Source organism: Clostridium sp. CM036 (assembly GCF_055081135.1).
In genome coordinates this window covers 2,559,934-2,582,070 of record NZ_CM143652.1, presented here as the reverse complement: position 1 = coordinate 2,582,070, position 22,137 = coordinate 2,559,934, and the positions used below count along the sequence as shown (strand labels likewise).

Sequence of the window (22,137 nt, the reverse complement as noted above, 5' to 3'; positions counted from 1 at the left end):
GCAATGATAATTTAATTTGAATTCTAGGAGGAAAATACATGATAAATATTATTTGGTTTTTAATTTTATCATTTGGGACAATTATTGGTATTGTTACAGGAAAAGGAGAGATTTTATCAAAAGTTATTGTTTCATCAACAACTAGTGCTGTGGAATTAGTAATGGGACTCGTTGGAATGATGTGTCTTTGGTGTGGGATAATGAGAATTGCTGAAAAAAGTGGATTAACTGATAAATTGGCAAGGCTGCTTAGGCCAATATTAAAAATAATATTTAAAGAAGCTGCAAAAAACCAGAAGGCGATGGCTAGTATTACCATGAATTTAACAGCCAATATGATGGGACTTTCTAATGCAGCCACACCCTTGGGCATAAAGGCTATGGAAGAGATGCAGAAAATTAATAATGAAAAAGATATAGCTAGTGATGACATGGCTTTATTTTTAGTTTTAAATGCTGCATGCATTCAGCTTCTGCCTACAACGGTGATATCTATTAGGGCTGCGTATAACTCTCAAAATCCAGCAATTATTATAATACCTGCAATAATTGCAACAGGTACTGCTGCAGTCTTAGGCGTGGTTTATTGTAAAATTCTACAAAGGTATTTTTAAATATATAGAAATATTAATGTTTAAATTTAGATGGGGTAGGTGAAATAGGATGATTATAGCTAATTTAGTATCGTATATTTTAAAGGGAATAATTCCAATTATCATAACGCTTGTGGTAATATATGGAGTTATTAAGAAGGTGAAGGTATATGAGTGTTTTGTTGAAGGCGCAAAGGACGGAATAACTATTTGCCTGAAAATTTTTCCGTATCTTTTGGCTATGATTATAGCTGTTAATGTATTTAGGGCTTCCGGGGCTTTAGACTTTTTTATTTATTTAGTAAAACCAGTTGTTGTGTTTATTGGACTCCCCCCTGAAGTTGTTCCTTTAGTTTTAATAAAACCACTTTCAGGAAGTGGAGCCTTAGGAGTATTCACTGATATTATAAAGCAATATGGAGCAGATAGTTACATAGGACGCGTGGCATCCATAATAATGGGATCAACAGAAACCATTTTTTATACCTTGACAGTATATTTTGGAGCGGTAAATATAAAAAAAATAAGGCATACACTAGTAGCAGCAATATTAGCAGATATTACAGCAATTATAATGGCAGTTAACCTGGCTAAGTTCTTCTTTTAAGGACATTTTAAAAGGGAAGTTCCCCATTTATATAAGTGGAGATACATAATATAAGAAAGAGAAACTTCAGTGGGGTATAAATCTCCTTCTGAAGTTATTAATGTTGCAGCTTCGAAGAATATTAAACTTATAACACAAATTGTAAAACAAAGAAAAAGTATGATATTATAAATATACTGGAGTAAAATAAGGTAGATAACAGATATAATTGTTATTTATATTAGAAGAATGTAAGGGGGATATAATATGATTGAAATTACTGGCGTAAATAAGAGCTATAATGGTAAGAATAAAGCTGTAGACAACATAAGTCTAACTATAAGGGACGGAGAGATATTTGGATTTTTAGGCCCAAATGGAGCAGGTAAAACTACTACCATAAAAATGATTACTGGAATATTAAGTGCTGATAGCGGAAGAATCAATATCAATGGAATTGATATTGAAAAAAATGATTTAGAGGCTAAAAAGTTATTTGGCTTTGTACCAGACAATCCGGACATGTTCTTAAGACTTAAGGGTATTGAGTATTTAAACTTTATGGCAGATATTTATGATGTGCCAAGTATTATTAGAAAAGATAGGGTCGAAGCTTTAGCAAATAGATTTGAAATGAGCAATGCGCTAACGGACCAAATTCAAAGTTATTCTCATGGTATGAGACAAAAGATAATTATTATGGGAGCACTTCTTCATGAACCAGAAGTTTGGATTTTAGATGAGCCAATGACGGGCCTTGATCCTAAATCTTCATATGTTTTGAAGGAAATGATGAAAGAGCATGCAAATAACGGAAAAACCGTATTTTTCTCAACTCACGTTCTAGAAGTAGCTGAAAAAATATGCGATAGGGTTGCTGTAATAAATAAGGGGGAAATATTATTCTGTGGAACCCTTGAAGAACTAAGGGAACATTTTAAAGCCAGTGGGTCACTTGAAAAAATCTTCTTGGAGATGACTGAAAATGTATAAATTTATAGCGCTAACTAAGGTATTATTAAAAACAGGAACTGGATCCCCTAGTAGTAAGAAAGATAAAAAAAAGATAAAAGGAATATTGCTTGGATTACTTTTAGTACTAGCATTCACACCTATGGCTATAGGGTTTGGAGAGTTTATATTTACGGCCTATGATGGATTACATCAAATTGGTCAAGAAGCAGTTATATTGGGATTTGGATTATCTATTGTTAGCGTTGTAATTTTCTTTTTTGGTATTTTTTATGCTATGAGTATATTTTATTTTTCTATGGATGTAGAAAATTTATTACCACTACCTTTTAAGCCATGGCACATTATGGGAGCTAAATTTGCTGTAGTATTAATTTATGAATACTTCACAGAAATAATATTTTTTTTGCCTACAATAGTTGCATACGGTATAAAGAGTAATGCAGGGGTGTTGTATTATGGCTATGGAGTTATTATATTTTTACTCTTGCCTATAGTTCCTTTAGTAATTGCATCTGTAATTAATATGATTATAATGAGATTTACTAATATAGCTAAAAACAAGGATAGGTTTAGATTAGTGGGTGGACTTATGGCTATGTGTTTTGGTGTAGGAATAAACATATATATCCAAAGGTTTTCACAAAATCTAAGCCAATCAGAAGTTACTAAAATGTTTGCACAGGGAAATAATTCCTTAGTTGGTTTGGCAACAAAGCTATTTCCTAGTACTAAGATAGCTGTAAATAGTTTAATTAATACTACTAATGTTCAGGGGTTTATCAATTTGATTTTATTTATAGTAATAACATTAGCTGCATTAATGATATTTATAATGTTGGGTGAAGCATTGTATTTTAAAGGTGTTATGGGGATATCTGAAACAACCTCAAAAAGGAAAACTCTTAGTAGCATTGAGCTTATAAAAAATACGGCACAAAATTCCTCACTAAAGGTATATATAATAAAAGAGTTAAAGCTTTTATTTAGGACACCGATTTATTTTATGAATTGTGTACTTATGAATTTTTTATGGCCAGTATTTTTGCTTATACCAATTTTTGCACAAAAAGGTGCTAGTTCTCAACTTAATATGTTAGCTAAGTTTTTACAAAACAACAAAAGTTCAGGCGTAGCATTAGGCGGCTTCTTTGCATTTATGATTTTTGCATCTTGCAGTAATGCAATTGCAACTACAGCAATATCAAGAGAAGGTAAAAATGTATTTATATTAAAATACATACCTATGAAATATAAAGATCAGCTTATGGCAAAGGTATTATCTGCAGTAGTTTTAGGAATAGCTGGTATGCTTATGGTAACTATAATTGGTTTAATATTTCTTAAGATACCGATAGATTTAGTTTTATTAATGATTATAGTTGGTTTTTTTGGAATAGTATTTACATCTTTTATAGGGATATTTATTGATTTGAATTTCCCTAAACTTCAGTGGAGTACAGAGCAAGAGGCAATTAAACGGAATCTTAATGTTATGATTAGTATAATTATTTGCATAGCTTTAGGTGGGCTTACAGTATTTATGGTTATCAAATTTGAACTAACTAAATGGACTACATTTGCTATAATAGCATCTTCATATGCGATTATAGATGTAGTGCTGTATTACCTGTTAGGTACAAAAGGGGTAGAAATATTAAGAAAAATAGAGTCGTAAAATATAAAATAATGTTGACCTAAGTATAATTTATTGATTTTAGGATAAAAATATTGACATAGTGATTTATTTGCAATATGATTATTATTAAACAAATGCAATGATGAGAAGAGTAATAAGCCTAATTGTTAAAAGAGAGCTGAGAAGGGTGAAAATCAGTAGCAAGGTAGCTTATGAAGATGGCCTTTAAGCATATTATCTAAGTGAAAAATTTAAAGTTTATTGTGAAAATATACTTTTAAATTTAATTGTTAGGATAATACGGGAGCAACCGTTATATTGACAGGTGATGATGGTCACCCATTGAGGTCTTTATAGTGATGTAAAGATAAATTAGAGTGGTAAAACGTTAAATACGTCTCTAAACAGAATTTTTTTCTGTTTAGAGACTTTTTTATTTTCCGGGAAATTATAATCTTTAGGGATTATTAAAGCTAGTTAATATATTTATATTCATGGGATTGAGAACTATAAATAATTTCAATACGAGAGGTAGGATAAAACTATGACTAAAAAAACTTTTTACATTACTACACCAATTTATTATCCATCAGCAAAACTACACATCGGTAATACCTATACAACTGTTGCGGCGGATGCAATTGCTAGATTTAAGAGACTTACAGGCTATGATGTAATGTTTTTAACGGGAACAGATGAGCATGGTCAAAAGATTCAAAGAATAGCCGCGGAAAAAGGGGTCACTCCAAAACAGTATGTAGATAAAGTAGTAGCGGGCATACAAGAATTGTGGGAGCTTATGGACATAAGCTATGATAAGTTTATAAGGACTACAGATGAGTATCATAAGAAGTCTGTTCAAAAGTTATTTAAGCAGCTATATGATCAAGGTGACATATATAAAAGTGCATATGAAGGATGGTACTGCACTCCCTGTGAATCTTTCTGGACAGAAACTCAGGCAGTAGATGGGAAATGCCCTGATTGTGGGAGGCCTGTGGAGAAAGCAAAGGAGGAAGCGTATTTTTTCAAAATGTCAAAATATGCTGACAGACTTATAGAATATATAGAGACCCATCCAGGGTTTATTCAACCAGAATCAAGAAAAAATGAAATGTTAAATAACTTCTTAAGACCAGGGCTTCAAGATTTATGTGTTTCAAGAACAACCTTTGACTGGGGAATACCGGTAGAATTTGATCCAGGCCACGTTATATATGTATGGGTAGATGCTTTATCAAACTATATAACAGCCCTTGGATATAATGGCGAAGATACATCTTTTTATGAGAAATTCTGGCCGGCGGATGTACACTTAATAGGTAAAGATATATTAAGGTTCCATACAATTTATTGGCCAATTATGCTAATGGCATTAGACCTACCGCTTCCAAAACAAGTATTTGGCCATGGCTGGCTTCTTGTTGACGGTGGAGTAAGAATGGCTAAATCCAGAGGAAATGTAGTGGATCCGGTAACACTAGTGAATCATTTTGGAGTGGATGCAGTAAGATATTATCTACTTCATGAAATACCATTTGGTTCAGATGGAATATTTACTAGTGAAATATTCATAAGGAAAACAAATTCAGACTTAGCTAATGATTTAGGAAACTTATTATCAAGAACAGTAACAATGGTAGAAAAGTATTTTGACGGCGTTATTCCAGCACCATCAGAAAAAGCTGATGTTGATAATGAACTAATAGAACTAGCGCTTGCAGTTCCAGGTAAGGTAGAGAAAGCGATAGGAGATTTGAAAATTTCTGAAGCATTGGACCATGCTTGGACACTTATTAGACGGACTAATAAATATATAGATGAAACAACCCCATGGATACTTGGAAAAGATGAATCGCAAAAGGGAAGACTGGGTACAGTATTGTACAATTTAGTAGAATCATTAAGAATGACATCAGTATTGATATCGGCGTTTTTACCAACTACAAGTAAGAAAATAAATGCTCAAATAAATGCAGAAATAACTACATGGGACAGCTTGGCATCCTTCGATGGAACAAGTGCAGGAACAAAAGTTAATAAAAGTGATATAATGTTCCCAAGAATAGATGTAGAAGCTAAAATAGAGGAGCTTGATGCACTTGTAGAAGCACAAAGAAAAGCGGCGCAAAAGCCTACTATGGAGAAATTAAAAGAAGAAATTACTATAGAAGATTTCGACAAGATAGATATGAGAGTGGTTAAAGTATTAGAGTGCGAGCCAATGAAAAAAGCTAAAAAGCTTCTTAAGCTAAAAGTAGATTTAGGTGGAGAAGTAAGACAAGTAATTTCAGGAATAGCTCAGCACTATAAGCCAGAAGAACTAATTGGAAAGTACGTAGTATTAGTAGCTAATTTAAAGCCTGTTACTTTAAGGGGAGAATTATCACAGGGGATGATAATTTCAGCAGCTACAGAAGACGATAGCAAGCTATTTGCAATATCGGTGCCGGGTGAATTACCTACTGGAAGTACAGTAAGGTAATTTGAGTTTAGAAAGCATGAAGTGCTAGTAAATTAGACTTCATGCTTTTGCATTTGAATGTGCCTTATTTAGGGTACATCGACCTATTGAACTTTAATAAGGATAGATTTATAATTAGTTGTTATAAATACTACTAAGAATTACAAGGAGGTAAATAATATGAAATTTATTATAGGTTCTTTAATCGGAGCTGTTATCGGGTATATAACCAATTGGTTAGCTATAAAGATGTTGTTTAGACCTCACAATGAGATTAGACTTTTTAAATTTAAAGTTCCATTTACTCCAGGTCTTATACCAAAAGAAAAATCTAGAATTGCTAAAAGTGTGGGTGAGTCTATAGGCCAACATCTTTTGACAAAGGAAACAATTATGGAGTCTTTATGCAGTGAAGATATGAATCAGCAATTGGATTCTTGGGTGAAAAGTAAGGTGTCTGCTATGGGGAATAGCGAGAATGTAGTAGAAGATGAGATAAAATCCCTATTAGGCGATGAATATTGTGCTTTTTTGCAGAATACTAATACTAATCTTTCTAAATTACTTATAGAGTATATAAATGAAGAAGATGTTAAACAAGGTATTGCTAAATATGCATATGCACAAATAATGCTAGAACTAAAGGTTAAACCACAAACCATTTGTGAAAGTGAATTATATAATTCAATAAAAAATAAAGCGTTAAACATGGTTATTGAGTATAAAAATTCGGAAGAATTTTATAAGGAAATTCAAAAAATATTAAAAGATAAGGTAGCTCAGTTAGTGGTTTTAGACAAGAATTTTGAGGAAGTTATACCTAGTAAGATGATAAGCAATTTAAAAGTGTATGTTTATGGGAAAAGATATAATATTGCCATGGAAATAAAAAAAACAATGAAAGAAGAAAAAAACAGTCAGAAATTAAGAAAAATTGTAGGGGAAACAATAAGTACTAAACTAAGCCCCATGATAGCAATGTTTATGAATGTGGATAGTGTTTATGAAAAAGTTGCAATTGGGATAGACGAATTCTTAGATGATACGAAAAATCATAATGATATTGCCTTAATTATTAATGATATAATAGACAAGTTGCTCAAAAATTCAATATCTACTGTGCTTTCTGAATTACCAGGAGAAGGGATAGACGACGGTATAGAGCCTTTGATTAATTTATTTACAACAAAGGTTATAGATGAAAAATTTATTAGTGACACTTTTGATAAGTTAGAGGGTAAATTTAATAAGTACATGTCTATTGAGGAGTTGCTCGAAAAAATAGGCATAGATTATAAAAATGAAATAGAAAAATTTATAAAAAGTCGAATAGAAGCTATGGCAAAAAGCAATTCTGCAAAAATAAAAATTACAGAAATAGTATCTGTAATGATTAATAGATTCTTACATATGGGAACTAAATCAATATTTAATGGAAAGGGGGATAAAATACCCCAATCTGTTTCCAAAGTAGCTCTTGAGCTATACAATAAATTCGTAGAGAATAAGTCTGCTGACGTAATTGAAGTGTTGAATGTAGCTAAGATAGTTGAAGACAAAATCAATGAATTTGATGTAGCTTTTTCAGAGAAAATTATATTAGACATTGCTAGTAAAGAGTTAAGAGCTATAACTTGGCTCGGAGCACTGCTAGGCGCAATTATGGGGTTATTATCACCTGTATTAGGGTCGCTTTAGTACATTACTAATTAATAGGTAAAAGTCACTTTCGTCGTAAAGTGGCTTTTATTTATTTTAACTAAATTGTCGATTATACAATTTTGCAAATAGTTGAATATTAGTGATATAATATCAAACAGACATTTGAATTATATTAAAGAATTTATTATTACATAGAAAGGATGGTGAAAACTGTAATTAAACTTTTGAAATTAACGGGTTTAACGACAGTATAGATTATGATATTTGATTCACATGCACATTATGATGATGAGGCCTTTAATGGAGATAGAGAAGAAGTAATAAAGGGGTTAAACGATAAAGGAGTAATAGGGGTTTTAAACTGCGGTGCATCACTTGACGGTGCAAGAATGTCAGTAGAGTTATCGAATAAATATGATTTTATATACTCGGCGGTAGGAATACATCCTGAATATGCAAATATTGTTAATGAGGAAATTATTGAAGAATTAAGGAATTTAACACATTATCCAAAGGTTAGAGCTATAGGAGAAATAGGATTAGATTATTATTACGACGAAAACCCGGATAGAGAAATTCAAAAAGCGGCTTTTAAACTTCAAATGGAGCTTGCAAAAGAACTTGGATTACCAGTGGTTATTCATGATAGGGACGCCCATAAAGATACGTTAGATATATTAAAGAAATTTCCGGAAGTAGTAGGGGTAGTTCACTGTTTTTCAGGAAGTGTTGAATTTGCTAAGGAGTGTTTAAAATTAGGGTATTATATAGGCTTCACTGGTGTTATAACCTTTAAAAATGCAAAGAAAACGGCAGAGATTGCAAGGATCGTACCAATGGACAGGATACTAGTGGAAACGGATTGTCCATACATGGCGCCTGTACCACATAGAGGGAAAAGAAACCAATCGGATTATATTCAGTACATAATAGAAAAAATATCAGAAGTTAAGGGTAAAACCATAGGAGAAATTGAAAATGCAACAATATATAATATAAAACAATTGCTAAAAATTTACAAATAGTGTAGAATGGTTATTAATACAATTAGTGTGATAATTTTACACAGAATTGTTGGTAATTAAAATTAAATTTCCAACATATGATTTTAATGGTGAATATTAATTTGCCGGGTTACCCTCAAGAATGGGCTAGTTGAGATGGTTTAAGAATATAATTATATGCAAAAAGATGCATTAAAAGTCGAAACTAAGAATAATTGGGTCGAAATTTGACATATTTAATGCTTCAAGGTATAATACCCAAGTATTCTTGACTAAGGGAGGGAATTTATATGATAAAAAACGCGAAAAATAATTTTAAGAACTATTTTTCAAATGGTCCCAAGACATTTTTTGTAGTAATGCTATTATTAACATGCATTTCAGTTACTATGTTTAACATGAAAAAAGCTATATCTGTTATTGTAGATGGAAAGTCTATAGAAGTTATAACTTTAAAAAGTAATGTTACTCAAATACTAAAAAGTAACAATATAGCATTAGGGTCAAAAGACCAAATAACAGTTAGTTTAGACAGTAAAGTAAAAGACGGAGATAAAATATATATAAAAAAAGCTGTAAATGTCAAAGTAACAGTTGATGGGAAAGAGTTAAATATACAAACTGCTGAAAAAACGGTAGAAGATATGCTAAAAGCAGAAAAAATTGTATTAGGTGATGAAGACAAGATTACCCCATTAAAAAGTGATTCGCTAAAATCAGGTCTCGCAGTAAGGGTAACAAGAGTAAACACTGAGAATGTGAAGGAAACTAAAGCAGTTAAATTTGCAACCGAAATTAAAAGCAGCGATGAACTAAATAAAGGTGTAAAGAAAGTTATTCAAAAAGGCATAACTGGTCAGAAGGTTATAACTTCAGCTGTTGTTTATGAAAATGGCAAAGAAGTATCTAGAAAATTAGTTAATGAAGAATTTAAAGCACAGCCCGTTAAGGAAATAATTGCATTAGGTACTACTAGTGTATATACACCATCCCGTGGAGGCGATATTAGTTATACTAGGAAACTGAAGGTTAGGGCAACAGCATATACTGCTGATTATAGTTGCACTGGTAAGAGTGCGGGCGACCCTGACTTTGGTATAACTAGCACAGGGGTGAGGGCGAAAAGAAACTCAGAGGGATATAGTACTATAGCCGTTGATCCTAGCGTTATTCCATTAGGAAGCAAGATTTACGTAGAAGGGTACGGATATGGTATTGCAGAAGATATAGGTGGAGCTATAAAGGGTAATCATATAGATTTGTATTACGACTCCAGTGATGAAATGTGGGGTTGGGGAGCACGAAATGTAAGTATTTATATTGTTAAATAGGAGCGCAAGCTCCTTTTTTTGTTTTATAGTTCACTATTAATAAGTAAAATGGTATTATAGATACAGCAATAAAAAGAAATACTAAGGGATGTTTTTATTTTTTATGATTATATAATAAGGAAAATGCCTTAGTTTATCATAGCAGGTCGATAACCACATAATAAGTGGTGCCCTGCGGTATGAAGAATTAGGAGGACAATATGATTAAAGAAGTGATAGTAGTTGAGGGAAGAGATGATATCACAGCAGTTAAAAGAGCGGTAGACGCTGAACTAATTTCTGTAGGAGGCTTTGGAATCAACGAAAAGGTAATTAGTAAAATAAGGGAAGCGCAAAAGCGAAAAGGGGTAATAGTATTTACAGACCCAGACTTTGCTGGAGAAAAAATAAGAAAGATTATTACCAAAAGAGTAGCAAATGTAAAACATGCGTACATATCTCAAAAGGAAGGTACTAAGGACGGAGATATAGGTGTTGAAAATGCATCACCTGAAACAATATTAAGGGCTCTCGAAACTGCAAAATTTGAAGTCCAAGAGAAAAGAAAAGAGTTTGACGTGCAAGATATGATATTTTTCAAGTTAACAGCAGATATTAGAGCTAAGGAAAGACGCCATGCGCTCGGAAACGAATTAGGTATAGGATACGGTAATTCGGCGCAATTTATAACTAGGTTAAACAATTATGGAATTATAAAAGAAGAATTTATAAATGCTGTACAAAAAATAAACAAGGAGATGAATTATGGCAGATTTGACGATTAGTGAGGTTAGTAAAAAATATGAATTTAGATTCAAAAAAGGTTTAGGCCAAAACTTTTTAATAGATGACTCTGTGCTAGACGATGTTGTAGAGGGGGCAGAAGTTAATGAAGAAGATTTTATAATCGAAATAGGACCAGGATTTGGTACATTAACTAGAGCACTTTTAAGGAGAGCTAAAAGAGTTTGTGCTATAGAGCTAGACGAAAAACTTTTACCGATTTTGCAAGATGAATTAAAAGAGTTCGATAATTTTGAGCTTATACATAATGATGCTTTAAAAGTGGATTTTAATGAACTAATTAAGGATGAAAAATCTGTAAAATTAGTTGCTAATTTACCATATTACTTAACAACACCAATAATTGTTAACTTACTTACTGGGGGTTATAATTTTAAATCTTTAACTATAATGATACAAAAGGAAGTTGCGCAGAGGATAGATTCAGAGCCAAATTGCAAAGCTTACGGAGCCTTTTCAATATTAGTTCAGTACTACTGTGACACGAAAATACTTCGGCTCGTGCCGCCTTCAGCATTTTTGCCGCAGCCTAAAGTAGAATCTATGGTTATAAGATTAGATAGATTAAAAGAGCCTAAAGTTAAGGTGAAGGATGAAGAATTATTCTTCTCTATAGTCAGAAAATCTTTTAATATGAGAAGGAAAATCTTATGGAATTCTGTTAAAGATATAGGAATTCCTAAAGAAGATTTACTAAAATGTTTTGAAAGAGCAAACATTGATCCTAAGAGGAGAGGCGAGACTTTATCACTGCAAGAGTTTGCAACGCTTTCGGATGAAATAGGACTTGTAAAATAAATTTCTATATAGTGTTCATTTTTTATAATATGGTTCATATATTATAATGAATAAGTTTTATATGGAGGTAAATGCAGGTGACACCTAAAAAAAATTATAGTAGGTACTTTATTATATTACAAGAAGATGAAAAAGGCTATTCATTAGAAGCTGACAAGATTCCATCTGGATATGCAAAGCTTGAGATGAAAAACAGTAAATGTAAGGTTTCATACTACGTGCAAAACCTAAGGAAGGAAAAACAACCTTATTACATGATTTTAATATGCGGCAAAAAAGATGTAAACAAAATTATAAAAGTTGGTAAATTGAACATAGACGATCACGGTAGGGTAGACATTTCCCATGAATATGATATGGACAATATAGCGGATACCGGCATTTCTGCTGAAAAAATTATTGGAGCTGCAATTGTAAAATTCTTAGATGTTAATGTGATTTCAATAATGAGTGGATTTTCAACAACAGATAAACCAAATGAGTGGAAAAACTATAAACTAGCGGATTGTAATAAGGATAAGAAGGAAACTAGAGCAGATGATATAAGTAATGAATTTGATGAATATGAACAAAGCATTGAATTAATTAAAGTGAAAAATGCTGACGTAGTCGAACATTTAGAAGCTCAGGAGAAGGTAGATGGAGCAGCGGACACAAAAGTAGACACAAAGAAAAGAGGCAATGCCGAAGATATTGGACCTCTAGACGCTCAAAATAAAGTAGCTGATGAAGTAGTCGAACATTTAGAGACTCATGAGAAGGTGGATGAAGCAGCGGATACAAAAGTAGACACAAAGAAAAGAGGTAATATCGAAGATCTTGGATCTTTAGAAGCTCAAGATAAAGTAGCTGATGAAGTAGTCGAACATTTAGAGACTCATGAGAAGGTGGATGAAGCAGCGGATACAAAAGTAGAAACAATGAAAAGAGGTAATACCGAAGATCTTGGACCTTTAGAAGCTCAAGATAAAGTCGATAAAGTAGACAAGGTAGATACTACGCAAAGAATTAATATTGAAGATGTTGAGATTTCAGACAAACTAAAGGGAAAAAATGAAGTTAAGAAACTTGAAGATGATTTTGATGTAAATAGAGATAAGGATAAAAAGCAACATAAAGAAGATAAAAAAGATGAGTGTAATTATAAGGAGAAAAAGTCTTCAAAAGAGGAATATCCTAAAGGCGCTATGGGAGAATTCTTCAAGGTAGTAGCGCAAGATTTTGATGAAGTACCTGACTTTTCTAATGAAATTAAATGGTGCAAATGGTATAAAGTACCGGTTAGTAATTTAGAGAATATGTATGATTTGAGTGACTATAACAAATATACAATAGCATATTATCCTATGATTTCGTATTATCCGTATATTAGAAACTATAAATCTTTTATGTTAGGATATAAATGTGACTCAAGTGGGAAAATGAAATATATTGTTTATGGAATACCGGGAAGTAGAGCTAAAACTCATCAACCTTATGGAGGGAAAACTGGTTTTGTAAGTTGGATTTCAGATAAGGAGAATGATGAAATGGGATATTGGCTGATGTTTTATGATTTTAAAAATTCTACAATTGTTGTACCTTTAAAAAAATAATATATGTAGAATTAAATGTGTGGCTAAATAATTTAGTCGCACATTTAATTTTTTAATATTCTTTTAATGTATATCATATAGTATATTAACATTAATATGTGGAGGGGTACAGTGAAGGTTATACTTATAAACAGAAAAAAAGTTGGAATTATAGTAATAATCCTCGGACTGATGATCACGCTTTTGGGGATATCAAAACAATTTGATGACAAGCTAAAAGCTACTATTCTTGTGGAGAATGATATTAAATTACTTAATGATTATACAGCTATAGACGGAAAGGTAAGTTACAAATTGCCGGTTGGATGGACGACTAAAGAAAAAAAATTTTCTGGTGGTGAGATTATGTATCATAACGATTTTCAATCAAATGATGCAGTTATTCATGGCTTTGTAGAAGTTTGGAAAAATAAACAGGACTTAAAAGCATTTTTAGATAGTAGCAAGGAGATATCACAGAAGCAAAATGCGATTAGAAATTATAAAATAGATGACACTATTATAAATGGGAAAAAGACATACTTAGTGAAATACTTAATTAATGTAAGCGATAATAATTGGTACAAGGCCTATGAATATTTTATTGATGATGGAAAAGAGTTTTATAGAATTTCTTTTTTTACAAGAAATGTTAATTTTAAAGAGACTTATGGAGCTATTTTTGAAAGTATAGTTGAGACTTTGAAAGTTCGATAGGATGGATTAGACATCTCTCCGAATGTCGTATGAAATTAATTAGAGTTGCTTAAAACTTTTTAAAGTATTATAATTTATTTAATGATATCTAAAAGACCGTCCATTACCATATTGTGAGTCATTAAGTCATCACCTGCGGAGCTGTTGCAGCACTGAAGGTGATGATTTAACAAGTCATGAGCTAAGAGGATCAATTATGATTCTCTTAGTATTTTATTGTGCTAAGCAGCTTAAATAAAGGGAATAAAAAGGAGATGAATTTTAAAATAACAAAAGAAACTTTGTGGAAATAATATTTGAGAGTTAGGATAACAATATATAATTGTTATTTCCTGCAGAGATTAGCTAGGGGGATAACAAATGATTAAAAATAAAAGCAAACTAATTATATTTTGTTTTATAATTATAACTTCATTTATATTTACTGGATGTAAAAGCTTTGATGTAATTAAAGTAAAGCTTGGAGTGAAAAATGTTGATTTTGATTATATTGAGCAGGGGAGAATTAAAAAAATAATAATACAAAGTACTAGAGATAAAAGCTTTAGATTTGTGGTTACGGATGAAATAGCTATAAAAGATTTACATAAAATTTTATCGTCAGCTAAGGAAGTTAATGAAAAATCAACACTAGAGGCTGATTATATTTTTGAAATGTATGAAGGTGTCGATAAAGTCCATAAATTTAGTTATATAGCGGGACTTGATAAAAAAGATGGAGCTAATTTATATAGTGCAGATAAAAGTTATATTGTATCTAAAAGGATTGACAATGATATCATCAAAAACTTTTGGAATATTAGAAAGCCTATAGATTTTGAAACTGTATATTATGATTCTATTTTAAAGGTATTAGATAAGTATATAAAGGATGATGATAAAAGCAAAAAAATATTTGTCGATATAAGTGAAGATAATGAAGTGGCTAAATTTATATTATCAACTGATTTAGAATCATTTAAAAGTAAGCTATTAAATGATTTTAATGCACTATTGGTAAAAGATAAAAATACAGGATATGATGAGTTAGTAAGTGTTAAAACGGAAGGATACAAATCCACTATATACAAATCTTCTGTGACGATTAAGAATAAAGCGAATGAGAAGGAAAAGAAGTATTACGTAGTAGCGAAATACGATAAAGGATGGAATATTGAAATTTTTGAAGATGAAAAACCTAATGGATTTTAATAATTTGCAAAAAATAATAAAAAACTGTATTTAAAAATAAATGCAGTTTTTATTATTAAACTTAATTAGAGAAAATTTATCATTGTATCGTTAAGCATATTAGTAGGAGCATCAATATTTAAATCAATAGTATCTCCTATTTTTGAATTTTTAGGTAAGCGGGAAACACTTACGTTTATACTAGTTCCATTTAAAAAATTTATAAAAGCATCAGTATTGCTCATATCTATTATTTTACCAAACATTATAAAACCATCCTTTCATAATAAATAAACTATATTTATTATAGTTTTAGCAAAGAACACTATTATATTCATGAAAGTGATAATGTTTTTATGTATAATATGAACAAATGGACTTGCGTGCGAGAGAGTATGATTTATATTATACATAAACTAAGAAACACCTATCACAAAGTGATAGGTGTTTTTTCTATAATTAATTTATATTATAGATTAGATTTTGAATTATAATCTAGTAACGTTTGAAGCTTGAGGGCCTCTAGCGCCAGTAGTTATTTCGAATTGAACTTGTTGTCCTTCTTCTAAAGATTTATATCCGTCTCCTTGAATAGCTGAAAAATGTACGAATACATCCTCTTCTCCTTCTACGGATAAGAAACCAAACCCTTTTTCTGAATTAAACCATTTAACTGTACCTGTTTTCATATAACTTTCCTCCTGAATAAAAAAATTTGTAACATTTGTAACATAACTATTATGATACTACACTTTGGTGAATTTTTAAATAGTTTTTTGAAAATAATAATATTATCTATGTATTTATACTATTTTTTTACTAAAATGTATCTAAACACAACTTATATTATAATATCATAGCTATTTATAAAAATATATTTACCTACAACACTTTATTATTTATAATAGGTTTTAATCTAAATTGTATATATAGTTTGGCTTTTAATATGTTTTTTATACTATTTTATTTTTAAAGTTTTTATCAGGATGATATTATCAAAATTGAGCGGGTAGGTTAACTAATTATGTTAATAAGGCGATAACTATAAAAAATCAAAGGATATCGAGGTAACTAAAAATTAATTGGCTGTATTATATGATAGAAGTTAATTTAGAAATTGATATAAATTTTTTACTAGAGTATAATAAGCAAAGTAAAAGATACTGTGTTCGGAGGGGTCAAAATATGCTACATGTTGTCAAAAGAGATGGACGAGAGGTTCAATTCAATTCAATTAAAATTACAAATGCCATAAAGGGAGCGATGGATGAAATCGCTTTTAATTTAAAAGAAAGTGAAGTTATAGAGCTAACTCAAAAGGTCATAGAAAAAATTGAGGATTTGCAGAAACAGCAACTAACTGTTGAAGAAATACAGAATATTGTTGAAGGTACGCTTTTAGAAAATGGTCATAAGGTTATTGGAGTAGCTTTTTCTAATTACAGACGTGAACGTAACAAGATTAGAGAAATAAAATCAGACCTTATGAAAGCTATAGAAAAAATAGGAGTAGAGACAGATAGAGATAATGCTAATGTTGGTAATAACTTTAGTTCTAAGTTACTTAGAATTGCTAGCGAATCAAACAAATGGCATAATTTATCTATGATGCCTAAGCATTTATCAAAAGCACATGAAAATGGTGACGTATATTACCATGATCTAGATAGCTATAATTTAACTGTAAATTGTTTGCATATACCAACAAGAGAAGTATTAGAAAGAGGGTTTAATACAGGATACGGATATATAAGAAAAGCAAAAAGGATAGAGTCTGCAGCAGAACTTTCATGCATTTTACTTCAATCAACGCAGAATGATATGTTTGGAGGTCAATCACATCCCGATTTTGACAATGACATGGCGGCATTCATAGAATATACAAGGCAAGAAATTAGACAAGAAATTAGAGAACTTGGTGTAGATGAGCACAAAATTTGCGAATTTGCGGAACGTAAATTAAGAAGAGCTGTAGAACAATCTATGCAGGGCATAGTATATAACCTAAACACAATGCATAGCAGAGCTGGATCACAAGTGCCTTTTAGTTCGATGAATATTGGAGTGCCGGAATCTAAAGACGCAGCACTCGTATGTGAAATATTTTTAATTGAATACGAAAAAGGACTTGGGAAAGGGGAACAACCTGTATTTCCAAACATAATTTTTAGGGTTAAAAAAGGGGTCAATAGAGAAAAGACTGACCCATATCACTACTTATATAAGCTTGCTTGTCGCGTTGCTAGTAGGAGAATGAATCCTACCTTTATGAACTTGGATGCTGATTTTAATAAATTCTACTATGATCAAGGGATTACTCCGGCTACCATGGGATGCCGTACTTATATTTGCTCTAATGCAAATGGAGAGGCAGGAACAAAAGGGAGAGGAAATATTGCTCCAGTAACTTTAAATCTTCCTAGACTTGGTATATTAGCGAAGGGAGAGGTAGATAAGTTTTACAAATTACTTGACAGTAAATTAGAACTTTCTAGAGAAGCACTTATGCATAGATATGATGTTTTAAAAAAATTAAGAGTTAAGGATCTACCTTTTGTAGCAGGGCAAGGTCTTATGGTAGGTAGTGAAGGGTTATTACCTGAGGATTCCATAGAACCTATTTTAAAAAATGGATCATGGGGTATTGGTTTTATAGGGCTTGCAGAAACGGTAGCGTCGCTAACTGGAAAACATCATGGAGAATGTGCAGACTCCAGAAAATTAGGGGTTGAAATAATATCTTATATAAGGAATTATACTGACAAGCTGATAGATGAAACTAAGCTTAATTGGAGTGCTTATGCTACGCCGGCTGAAGGATTAAGTGGTAGATTTATACTTCAAGACAAGGCTGTATTTGGTGAAATACCAGGGGTTACTGATAAAGAATATTATACAAATAGTTATCATATTCCAGTAGGGTATCCAATATCAATTAAGGAAAAAATAGATATCGAGGCGCCTTATCATAAATTATGTAATGGTGGACATATTAGTTATATAGAACTTGACGATTATCCAACAGAAGAAATTATAATGGACATATTAGATTATGCATATAAGCAAACGAACATTAGTTATATGGGCATAAATTTCCATATAAGATATTGTAAAGACTGTGGAACATATCTCCAAAGTGGAGCACATAAATGTAGCAAATGTGGAAGTAGTAATATACAAGGGATTTCAAGAGTAACAGGTTACTTAAGTTTGGATGAGAGATTTGGTAACGGGAAGACAGCAGAGAGAGCAGATAGAATATCTCATACTGCGGGTCATGTATCTACATATTAAAAATCGACTAAGTACGATGAAAATGATGGGCAATTGTATTAAACAATTGCCCATCATTTTCATATGATTATTTTATAAAAGGTGGTGGATTGAATGAAACTTCAAATAGGCGGATTTCTAGATAATTCATTAGTTAATGGAGATGGACTTAGGTCTGTAATTTTTGTGTCTGGATGCATGCATAACTGTAAAAGTTGCCAAAATGAATTTATGCAAGATTTTAATTATGGGGATTCTATTTCAATAGATGATATTGCACAAAAAATAGAGAATAATATGCCTATAATAAAAGGGGTTACCTTTTCAGGAGGAGAACCTTTTGAGAGTGCGATAGCTTTAACGAAACTATCAGAGAAATTAAAGGGCCAGGGATTAAATATTTGGTGTTATAGTGGATACACTTTCGAAGAACTAATGCATAGCGGAGATAGTGACAAACTAGGGCTATTAAGTTGTATTGATGTACTTATTGATGGCAAATTTGATAAAGAATTAAAGGAAGGCGCTAGTAAGTATACTGGATCATCTAATCAGAGAATCATTGATGTTAAAAAAAGTATTTTAGAAAATCAAATTGTATAATGGAATAAGCGAATATAAATATTTTGATCCAATGTGAAATAAAAAAGGAAAGCCCACCACTTATTTAAAAATGGTAGGCTTTTCTTCTAAATATAGTTTAATATTTTGACAGACATGGATTCTTTTATTTCATCGTTAACCACTAAAGTATTACTATCTATCTTTGAGGCGTTTTTCATATGCATAAGATATGTTTCTACTCCCTCTAATGGAAGAGATAGTCGTGAAGTTTTATAGTGCATAGGTATAACTATTTTGGGGTTTATTTTTTTAGTAACTTCCGACGCTTCCTTGCCATCAATTGTATAATTACCCCCTACTGGGATAAACAATATATCTACATCTCCAAGGGAGGATATATCATCATTTGAAAGAGTGTGGCCTAGATCTCCTAAATGACATAAGGAATACCCATCCATTCTAAAGGTGAATATTATGTTATCGCCCCGTTTTGCACCTTTATTTTTGTCGTGATAAGAAGGGGTACCTTTTATAGATATATCATGTAAAGTGGAAATACCAATTTTATCTATGATTTTATAATTGCCAGTTAGCTCTTTGATATAATTATGATCAAAATGTTGATGACTTATAGTTACAATATCTGGACTACCTTTATAAATATCATACCCTAGAGTATTGTCAAATGGATCTGTTAAAAGCTTCACACCTTTTGAATCTTCCAAAAGAAAGCATGAATGACCTAACCAAGTTATTTTCATGTAAATTCTCCTTTTGTTAAATGGTTTCTCTTTGTTATGGTATGTGACTCCCACTTATAGAAGTGGGAGTCTTTCCTTCTGAAATGCCTTTAAAATTAATATATTGTGTAGTAAAAGAACATTTTATACGGTCATTTCATGACTCACAATATATAATTTTGATTTTTATTAAATATCTAATAAATTCTTTTTATAGTTAGAATAATAATGTCTAAGCTCTTCCATTTGTGCATCTAATTGTATTTGTAATGATGAAAGTTCTTCATAGTTTTCAAGTTTAGAGGCTTCTTTTATTTTAGTAAATAGGCTTTTCTTAGAATAAGTATCCTTCATAAGAGAATGTCTAAGGTCATTAATTTTTTGCCAATTTGCTAAATCTAAATCTAAAGCTTTTTCAGCAGTGTGAATCATTTCAGATTTTCGAATCTCTTCTGCATAATTATTTAATAACCTATTATTTATTTCAGTAACCCATCTACTGGTTATTGCCATTTTAAAGCTATTTATTATGCTAGTAGTAAATACATTGGAAGTCGTAAGAACCTTAAGCTTTTCAGGATATTCTTCTAATGTACGAACATTTTCATAAACAGTTTTTGGTGCTTTTCCAAAATATTTTGCGCGCTCTTCTTCTGTATAGAATTCGAATACATCTTCTTCACTTCTGTAAGCTCTATCTTTTTCTAAATAATCGCTGTCGTCTCCTGGTGCTTTAGATAATTCTTTCAAAAGGTCATCTTCAGATTTATTGTTTTCGATGGCATATACAATCCCATCGAGCATTGTCATATATAGGGTAGATAAAGCTAAATAGGCATTAGTATGTGGACATGGAGATCTAAGCTCAAATCTTGTAGCAAGTGGATTATCAAGGTCTCTTATTAAGGCTAAAAGTATAGATCTGTTTCTCGATGGAATATCTACACTGTGACCAAGTGAAGTTACTATGCAAATAGGAGCTTCAAAACCAACTTTTAATCTTCTTAAAGAATCATTTGTTGAAGAAACAAATGGATTTATTACTTCATAATTTTTAAGTACGCCCATCACGGAAGCATAACCTAAAGTGCTTAAAAAATGTTTTTTATTTGAATTGAATAAGTTAACTCTCTTTCCATTTTTTAATCTTACAGCGACTCCAACATGAATATGTTCACCGCTTCCAGCCACATCATGTACAGGTTTTGCTAAAAAATTAACATCTAGACCGTTAAGTCTGAAGGTTTCCTTTACTAAATTTCTGATAAATAGCTCATTATCTGCACATTGTAGAGCATTTGAAAACTTCCAATCTATTTCAAGTTGTTCCATAATATGTGTTAGAGTACCAGCTTCACCTATTTGAGCTTTTACCCCACCAACTTCTTTATGGCCCATTTCAGGTTCGAAACCATACTCTTCCATTAAAAGAAGTGTTTGCTCGAGAGCTGTTCGAACATTTCCTTTAGTTTTACTCCAATATTGCTCTTTTAGTACTTGCGAAGTAGATAGTTCTTCTATATCGGCCTTATCATTAGGTGTTTTTACCCAAAATTCTAACTCAGTAGCAGAAGTGAGCATTAGCTCATCAATATCTTTATATTCAAAATTAAAAGAAGTTAAAGATGATGGATTTTCTTTGAATAAATTAAGAAGGGTTGTTTTAAAGCATTCAACGGATCTTTTTAAGATTGATCTTGAATCTACTGGGAGATTATCATGTAATAATATACATGGAATTTTTAATGTACCTATAGGTAATGTTGTTTCAGGGTCAATGTTTTCATAATTGTAGTCGACGTACCAATTACAGTCAAAATCTGCTAGCATGTCTAATTTAGCATTGTTTAGAGTTGCAATACCTGGCAATACTACAGATGAACCATCAGTTTGAATAGCACCGTCCGCGAAGCCACTAATATCATTTAAGAATATTTTCATTGGAATTCTCTCGTCAGTGTCATTACCTGATAAGTCAATACCAACTAGTGAGACGAATTTCACCTCAGGGTGAGCAAGTAAAGTTTCTTTAATTTCTTTTTCAGAATGCTTTTCTTTAGGAATTACATAAATTAATTTTTTCAAAATAATATTCCTCCTTTAAAGTATATAAATTGCTTAAAAGCCACTAAAGTGACTTGATTAACCTTTTTAGAAATAGAATCATGATCTTAGCAGAATACTTGAATTGCCTGTAACAAGGCTACCACATATAGAAGTAGAGAGCTTTTCTTAGAAATACAACAAAATTTTATTTGTAAATAAAA

General features: G+C 31.5%; 19 protein-coding genes. 15 read left to right on the top strand and 4 right to left on the bottom strand.

The features are described from left to right. Positions 1 to 38: 38 nt before the first annotated feature. The 13 genes from ACWJKE_RS12095 (at position 39) to ACWJKE_RS12035 (ending at position 15,314) form a co-directional block, all read left to right on the top strand. Positions 39 to 614, top strand: coding sequence for a nucleoside recognition domain-containing protein (locus tag ACWJKE_RS12095; RefSeq protein ID WP_216303304.1), 576 nt, complete (start codon positions 39 to 41; stop codon positions 612 to 614). A 49-nt stretch (positions 615 to 663) separates the two neighbouring features. Next, positions 664 to 1,200 (top strand): spore maturation protein, encoded by a 537-nt coding sequence (locus tag ACWJKE_RS12090; RefSeq protein WP_165414495.1) that lies wholly within the window; start codon positions 664 to 666, stop codon positions 1,198 to 1,200. 246 nt (positions 1,201 to 1,446) lie between these two features. After that, positions 1,447 to 2,172, top strand: a complete 726-nt coding sequence (locus tag ACWJKE_RS12085) for an ABC transporter ATP-binding protein (protein ID WP_462958852.1) — start codon at positions 1,447 to 1,449, stop codon at positions 2,170 to 2,172. Further along, positions 2,165 to 3,829 (top strand): putative ABC transporter permease subunit, encoded by a 1,665-nt coding sequence (locus ACWJKE_RS12080; RefSeq protein ID WP_216303306.1) that lies wholly within the window; start codon positions 2,165 to 2,167, stop codon positions 3,827 to 3,829. Before ACWJKE_RS12085 ends, ACWJKE_RS12080 begins: the two co-directional genes overlap by 8 nt. Positions 3,830 to 4,334: 505 nt before the next feature. Continuing rightward, positions 4,335 to 6,275, top strand: coding sequence for a methionine--tRNA ligase (metG, locus tag ACWJKE_RS12075; RefSeq protein ID WP_220286921.1), 1,941 nt, complete (start codon positions 4,335 to 4,337; stop codon positions 6,273 to 6,275). A gap of 159 nt (positions 6,276 to 6,434) precedes the next feature. Further along, complete coding sequence (locus ACWJKE_RS12070; RefSeq protein ID WP_462958851.1) at positions 6,435 to 7,952, top strand: DUF445 family protein; 1,518 nt, start codon at positions 6,435 to 6,437, stop codon at positions 7,950 to 7,952. A 221-nt stretch (positions 7,953 to 8,173) separates the two neighbouring features. Beyond that, the gene (locus ACWJKE_RS12065) at positions 8,174 to 8,941 is read left to right on the top strand and encodes a TatD family hydrolase (RefSeq protein WP_220286919.1); all 768 of its coding nucleotides are present in this window, start codon (positions 8,174 to 8,176) and stop codon (positions 8,939 to 8,941) included. Between the two features lie 269 nt (positions 8,942 to 9,210). Continuing rightward, a complete protein-coding gene (locus tag ACWJKE_RS12060) occupies positions 9,211 to 10,251 on the top strand; it encodes a 3D domain-containing protein (protein ID WP_216303310.1) in 1,041 nt (346 codons plus the stop codon). Between the two features lie 200 nt (positions 10,252 to 10,451). Beyond that, positions 10,452 to 11,015, top strand: a complete 564-nt coding sequence (gene rnmV / locus ACWJKE_RS12055) for a ribonuclease M5 (protein WP_165412902.1) — start codon at positions 10,452 to 10,454, stop codon at positions 11,013 to 11,015. Further along, positions 10,996 to 11,832, top strand: a complete 837-nt coding sequence (gene rsmA, locus ACWJKE_RS12050; RefSeq protein ID WP_220286918.1) for a 16S rRNA (adenine(1518)-N(6)/adenine(1519)-N(6))-dimethyltransferase RsmA — start codon at positions 10,996 to 10,998, stop codon at positions 11,830 to 11,832. Before rnmV ends, rsmA begins: the two co-directional genes overlap by 20 nt. Positions 11,833 to 11,909: 77 nt before the next feature. Continuing rightward, positions 11,910 to 13,427: a DUF7922 domain-containing protein gene (locus ACWJKE_RS12045; RefSeq protein WP_462953378.1), complete on the top strand. Its 1,518-nt coding sequence runs from the start codon at positions 11,910 to 11,912 to the stop codon at positions 13,425 to 13,427. Between the two features lie 111 nt (positions 13,428 to 13,538). Beyond that, on the top strand, positions 13,539 to 14,123 hold the full coding sequence (locus ACWJKE_RS12040) for a hypothetical protein (protein WP_216303313.1): 585 nt from the start codon (positions 13,539 to 13,541) through the stop codon (positions 14,121 to 14,123). Positions 14,124 to 14,483: 360 nt separating this feature from the next. Next, complete coding sequence (locus tag ACWJKE_RS12035) at positions 14,484 to 15,314, top strand: hypothetical protein (protein ID WP_220286916.1); 831 nt, start codon at positions 14,484 to 14,486, stop codon at positions 15,312 to 15,314. 65 nt (positions 15,315 to 15,379) lie between these two features. Here the strand turns inward: ACWJKE_RS12035 and ACWJKE_RS12030 are convergent, their stop codons facing one another. Then, the gene (locus ACWJKE_RS12030) at positions 15,380 to 15,559 is read right to left on the bottom strand and encodes a hypothetical protein (RefSeq protein WP_165412906.1); all 180 of its coding nucleotides are present in this window, start codon (positions 15,557 to 15,559) and stop codon (positions 15,380 to 15,382) included. 222 nt (positions 15,560 to 15,781) lie between these two features. Continuing rightward, a complete protein-coding gene (locus tag ACWJKE_RS12025; protein ID WP_071611001.1) occupies positions 15,782 to 15,982 on the bottom strand; it encodes a cold-shock protein in 201 nt (66 codons plus the stop codon). A gap of 496 nt (positions 15,983 to 16,478) precedes the next feature. On the opposite strand from ACWJKE_RS12025, the gene nrdD reads away from it, so the two are divergent. Both nrdD and nrdG read left to right on the top strand, forming a co-directional pair. Next, positions 16,479 to 18,587 carry an anaerobic ribonucleoside-triphosphate reductase gene (nrdD, locus tag ACWJKE_RS12020; protein ID WP_216303340.1) on the top strand — a complete coding sequence of 703 codons (2,109 nt, stop codon included), beginning with the start codon at positions 16,479 to 16,481 and terminating at the stop codon, positions 18,585 to 18,587. A gap of 93 nt (positions 18,588 to 18,680) precedes the next feature. Further along, positions 18,681 to 19,169: an anaerobic ribonucleoside-triphosphate reductase activating protein gene (gene nrdG / locus ACWJKE_RS12015; protein WP_220286914.1), complete on the top strand. Its 489-nt coding sequence runs from the start codon at positions 18,681 to 18,683 to the stop codon at positions 19,167 to 19,169. Positions 19,170 to 19,255: 86 nt separating this feature from the next. On the opposite strand, the gene ACWJKE_RS12010 is transcribed toward nrdG, so the two are convergent. Both ACWJKE_RS12010 and ACWJKE_RS12005 read right to left on the bottom strand, forming a co-directional pair. After that, positions 19,256 to 19,891 carry an MBL fold metallo-hydrolase gene (locus ACWJKE_RS12010; protein WP_462958850.1) on the bottom strand — a complete coding sequence of 212 codons (636 nt, stop codon included), beginning with the start codon at positions 19,889 to 19,891 and terminating at the stop codon, positions 19,256 to 19,258. A gap of 168 nt (positions 19,892 to 20,059) precedes the next feature. Then, complete coding sequence (locus tag ACWJKE_RS12005) at positions 20,060 to 21,958, bottom strand: type I glutamate--ammonia ligase (protein WP_216303341.1); 1,899 nt, start codon at positions 21,956 to 21,958, stop codon at positions 20,060 to 20,062. Positions 21,959 to 22,137 lie beyond the last annotated feature (179 nt).

What these genes read in the sequence shown, in the direction of transcription:
- ACWJKE_RS12070 (WP_462958851.1), top strand. Translation starts at nt 6,435, where the DNA reads ATGAAATTTATTATAGGTTCTTTAATCGGAGCTGTTATCGGGTATATA.
- nrdG (WP_220286914.1), top strand. Translation starts at nt 18,681, where the DNA reads ATGAAACTTCAAATAGGCGGATTTCTAGATAATTCATTAGTTAATGGA.
- ACWJKE_RS12035 (WP_220286916.1), top strand. Translation starts at nt 14,484, where the DNA reads ATGATTAAAAATAAAAGCAAACTAATTATATTTTGTTTTATAATTATA.
- ACWJKE_RS12065 (WP_220286919.1), top strand. Translation starts at nt 8,174, where the DNA reads ATGATATTTGATTCACATGCACATTATGATGATGAGGCCTTTAATGGA.
- ACWJKE_RS12095 (WP_216303304.1), top strand. Translation starts at nt 39, where the DNA reads ATGATAAATATTATTTGGTTTTTAATTTTATCATTTGGGACAATTATT.
- ACWJKE_RS12060 (WP_216303310.1), top strand. Translation starts at nt 9,211, where the DNA reads ATGATAAAAAACGCGAAAAATAATTTTAAGAACTATTTTTCAAATGGT.
- nrdD (WP_216303340.1), top strand. Translation starts at nt 16,479, where the DNA reads ATGCTACATGTTGTCAAAAGAGATGGACGAGAGGTTCAATTCAATTCA.
- ACWJKE_RS12085 (WP_462958852.1), top strand. Translation starts at nt 1,447, where the DNA reads ATGATTGAAATTACTGGCGTAAATAAGAGCTATAATGGTAAGAATAAA.
- ACWJKE_RS12010 (WP_462958850.1), bottom strand. Translation starts at nt 19,891, where the DNA reads ATGAAAATAACTTGGTTAGGTCATTCATGCTTTCTTTTGGAAGATTCA.
- rsmA (WP_220286918.1), top strand. Translation starts at nt 10,996, where the DNA reads ATGGCAGATTTGACGATTAGTGAGGTTAGTAAAAAATATGAATTTAGA.
- ACWJKE_RS12090 (WP_165414495.1), top strand. Translation starts at nt 664, where the DNA reads ATGATTATAGCTAATTTAGTATCGTATATTTTAAAGGGAATAATTCCA.
- rnmV (WP_165412902.1), top strand. Translation starts at nt 10,452, where the DNA reads ATGATTAAAGAAGTGATAGTAGTTGAGGGAAGAGATGATATCACAGCA.
- ACWJKE_RS12025 (WP_071611001.1), bottom strand. Translation starts at nt 15,982, where the DNA reads ATGAAAACAGGTACAGTTAAATGGTTTAATTCAGAAAAAGGGTTTGGT.
- ACWJKE_RS12030 (WP_165412906.1), bottom strand. Translation starts at nt 15,559, where the DNA reads ATGTTTGGTAAAATAATAGATATGAGCAATACTGATGCTTTTATAAAT.
- ACWJKE_RS12080 (WP_216303306.1), top strand. Translation starts at nt 2,165, where the DNA reads ATGTATAAATTTATAGCGCTAACTAAGGTATTATTAAAAACAGGAACT.
- metG (WP_220286921.1), top strand. Translation starts at nt 4,335, where the DNA reads ATGACTAAAAAAACTTTTTACATTACTACACCAATTTATTATCCATCA.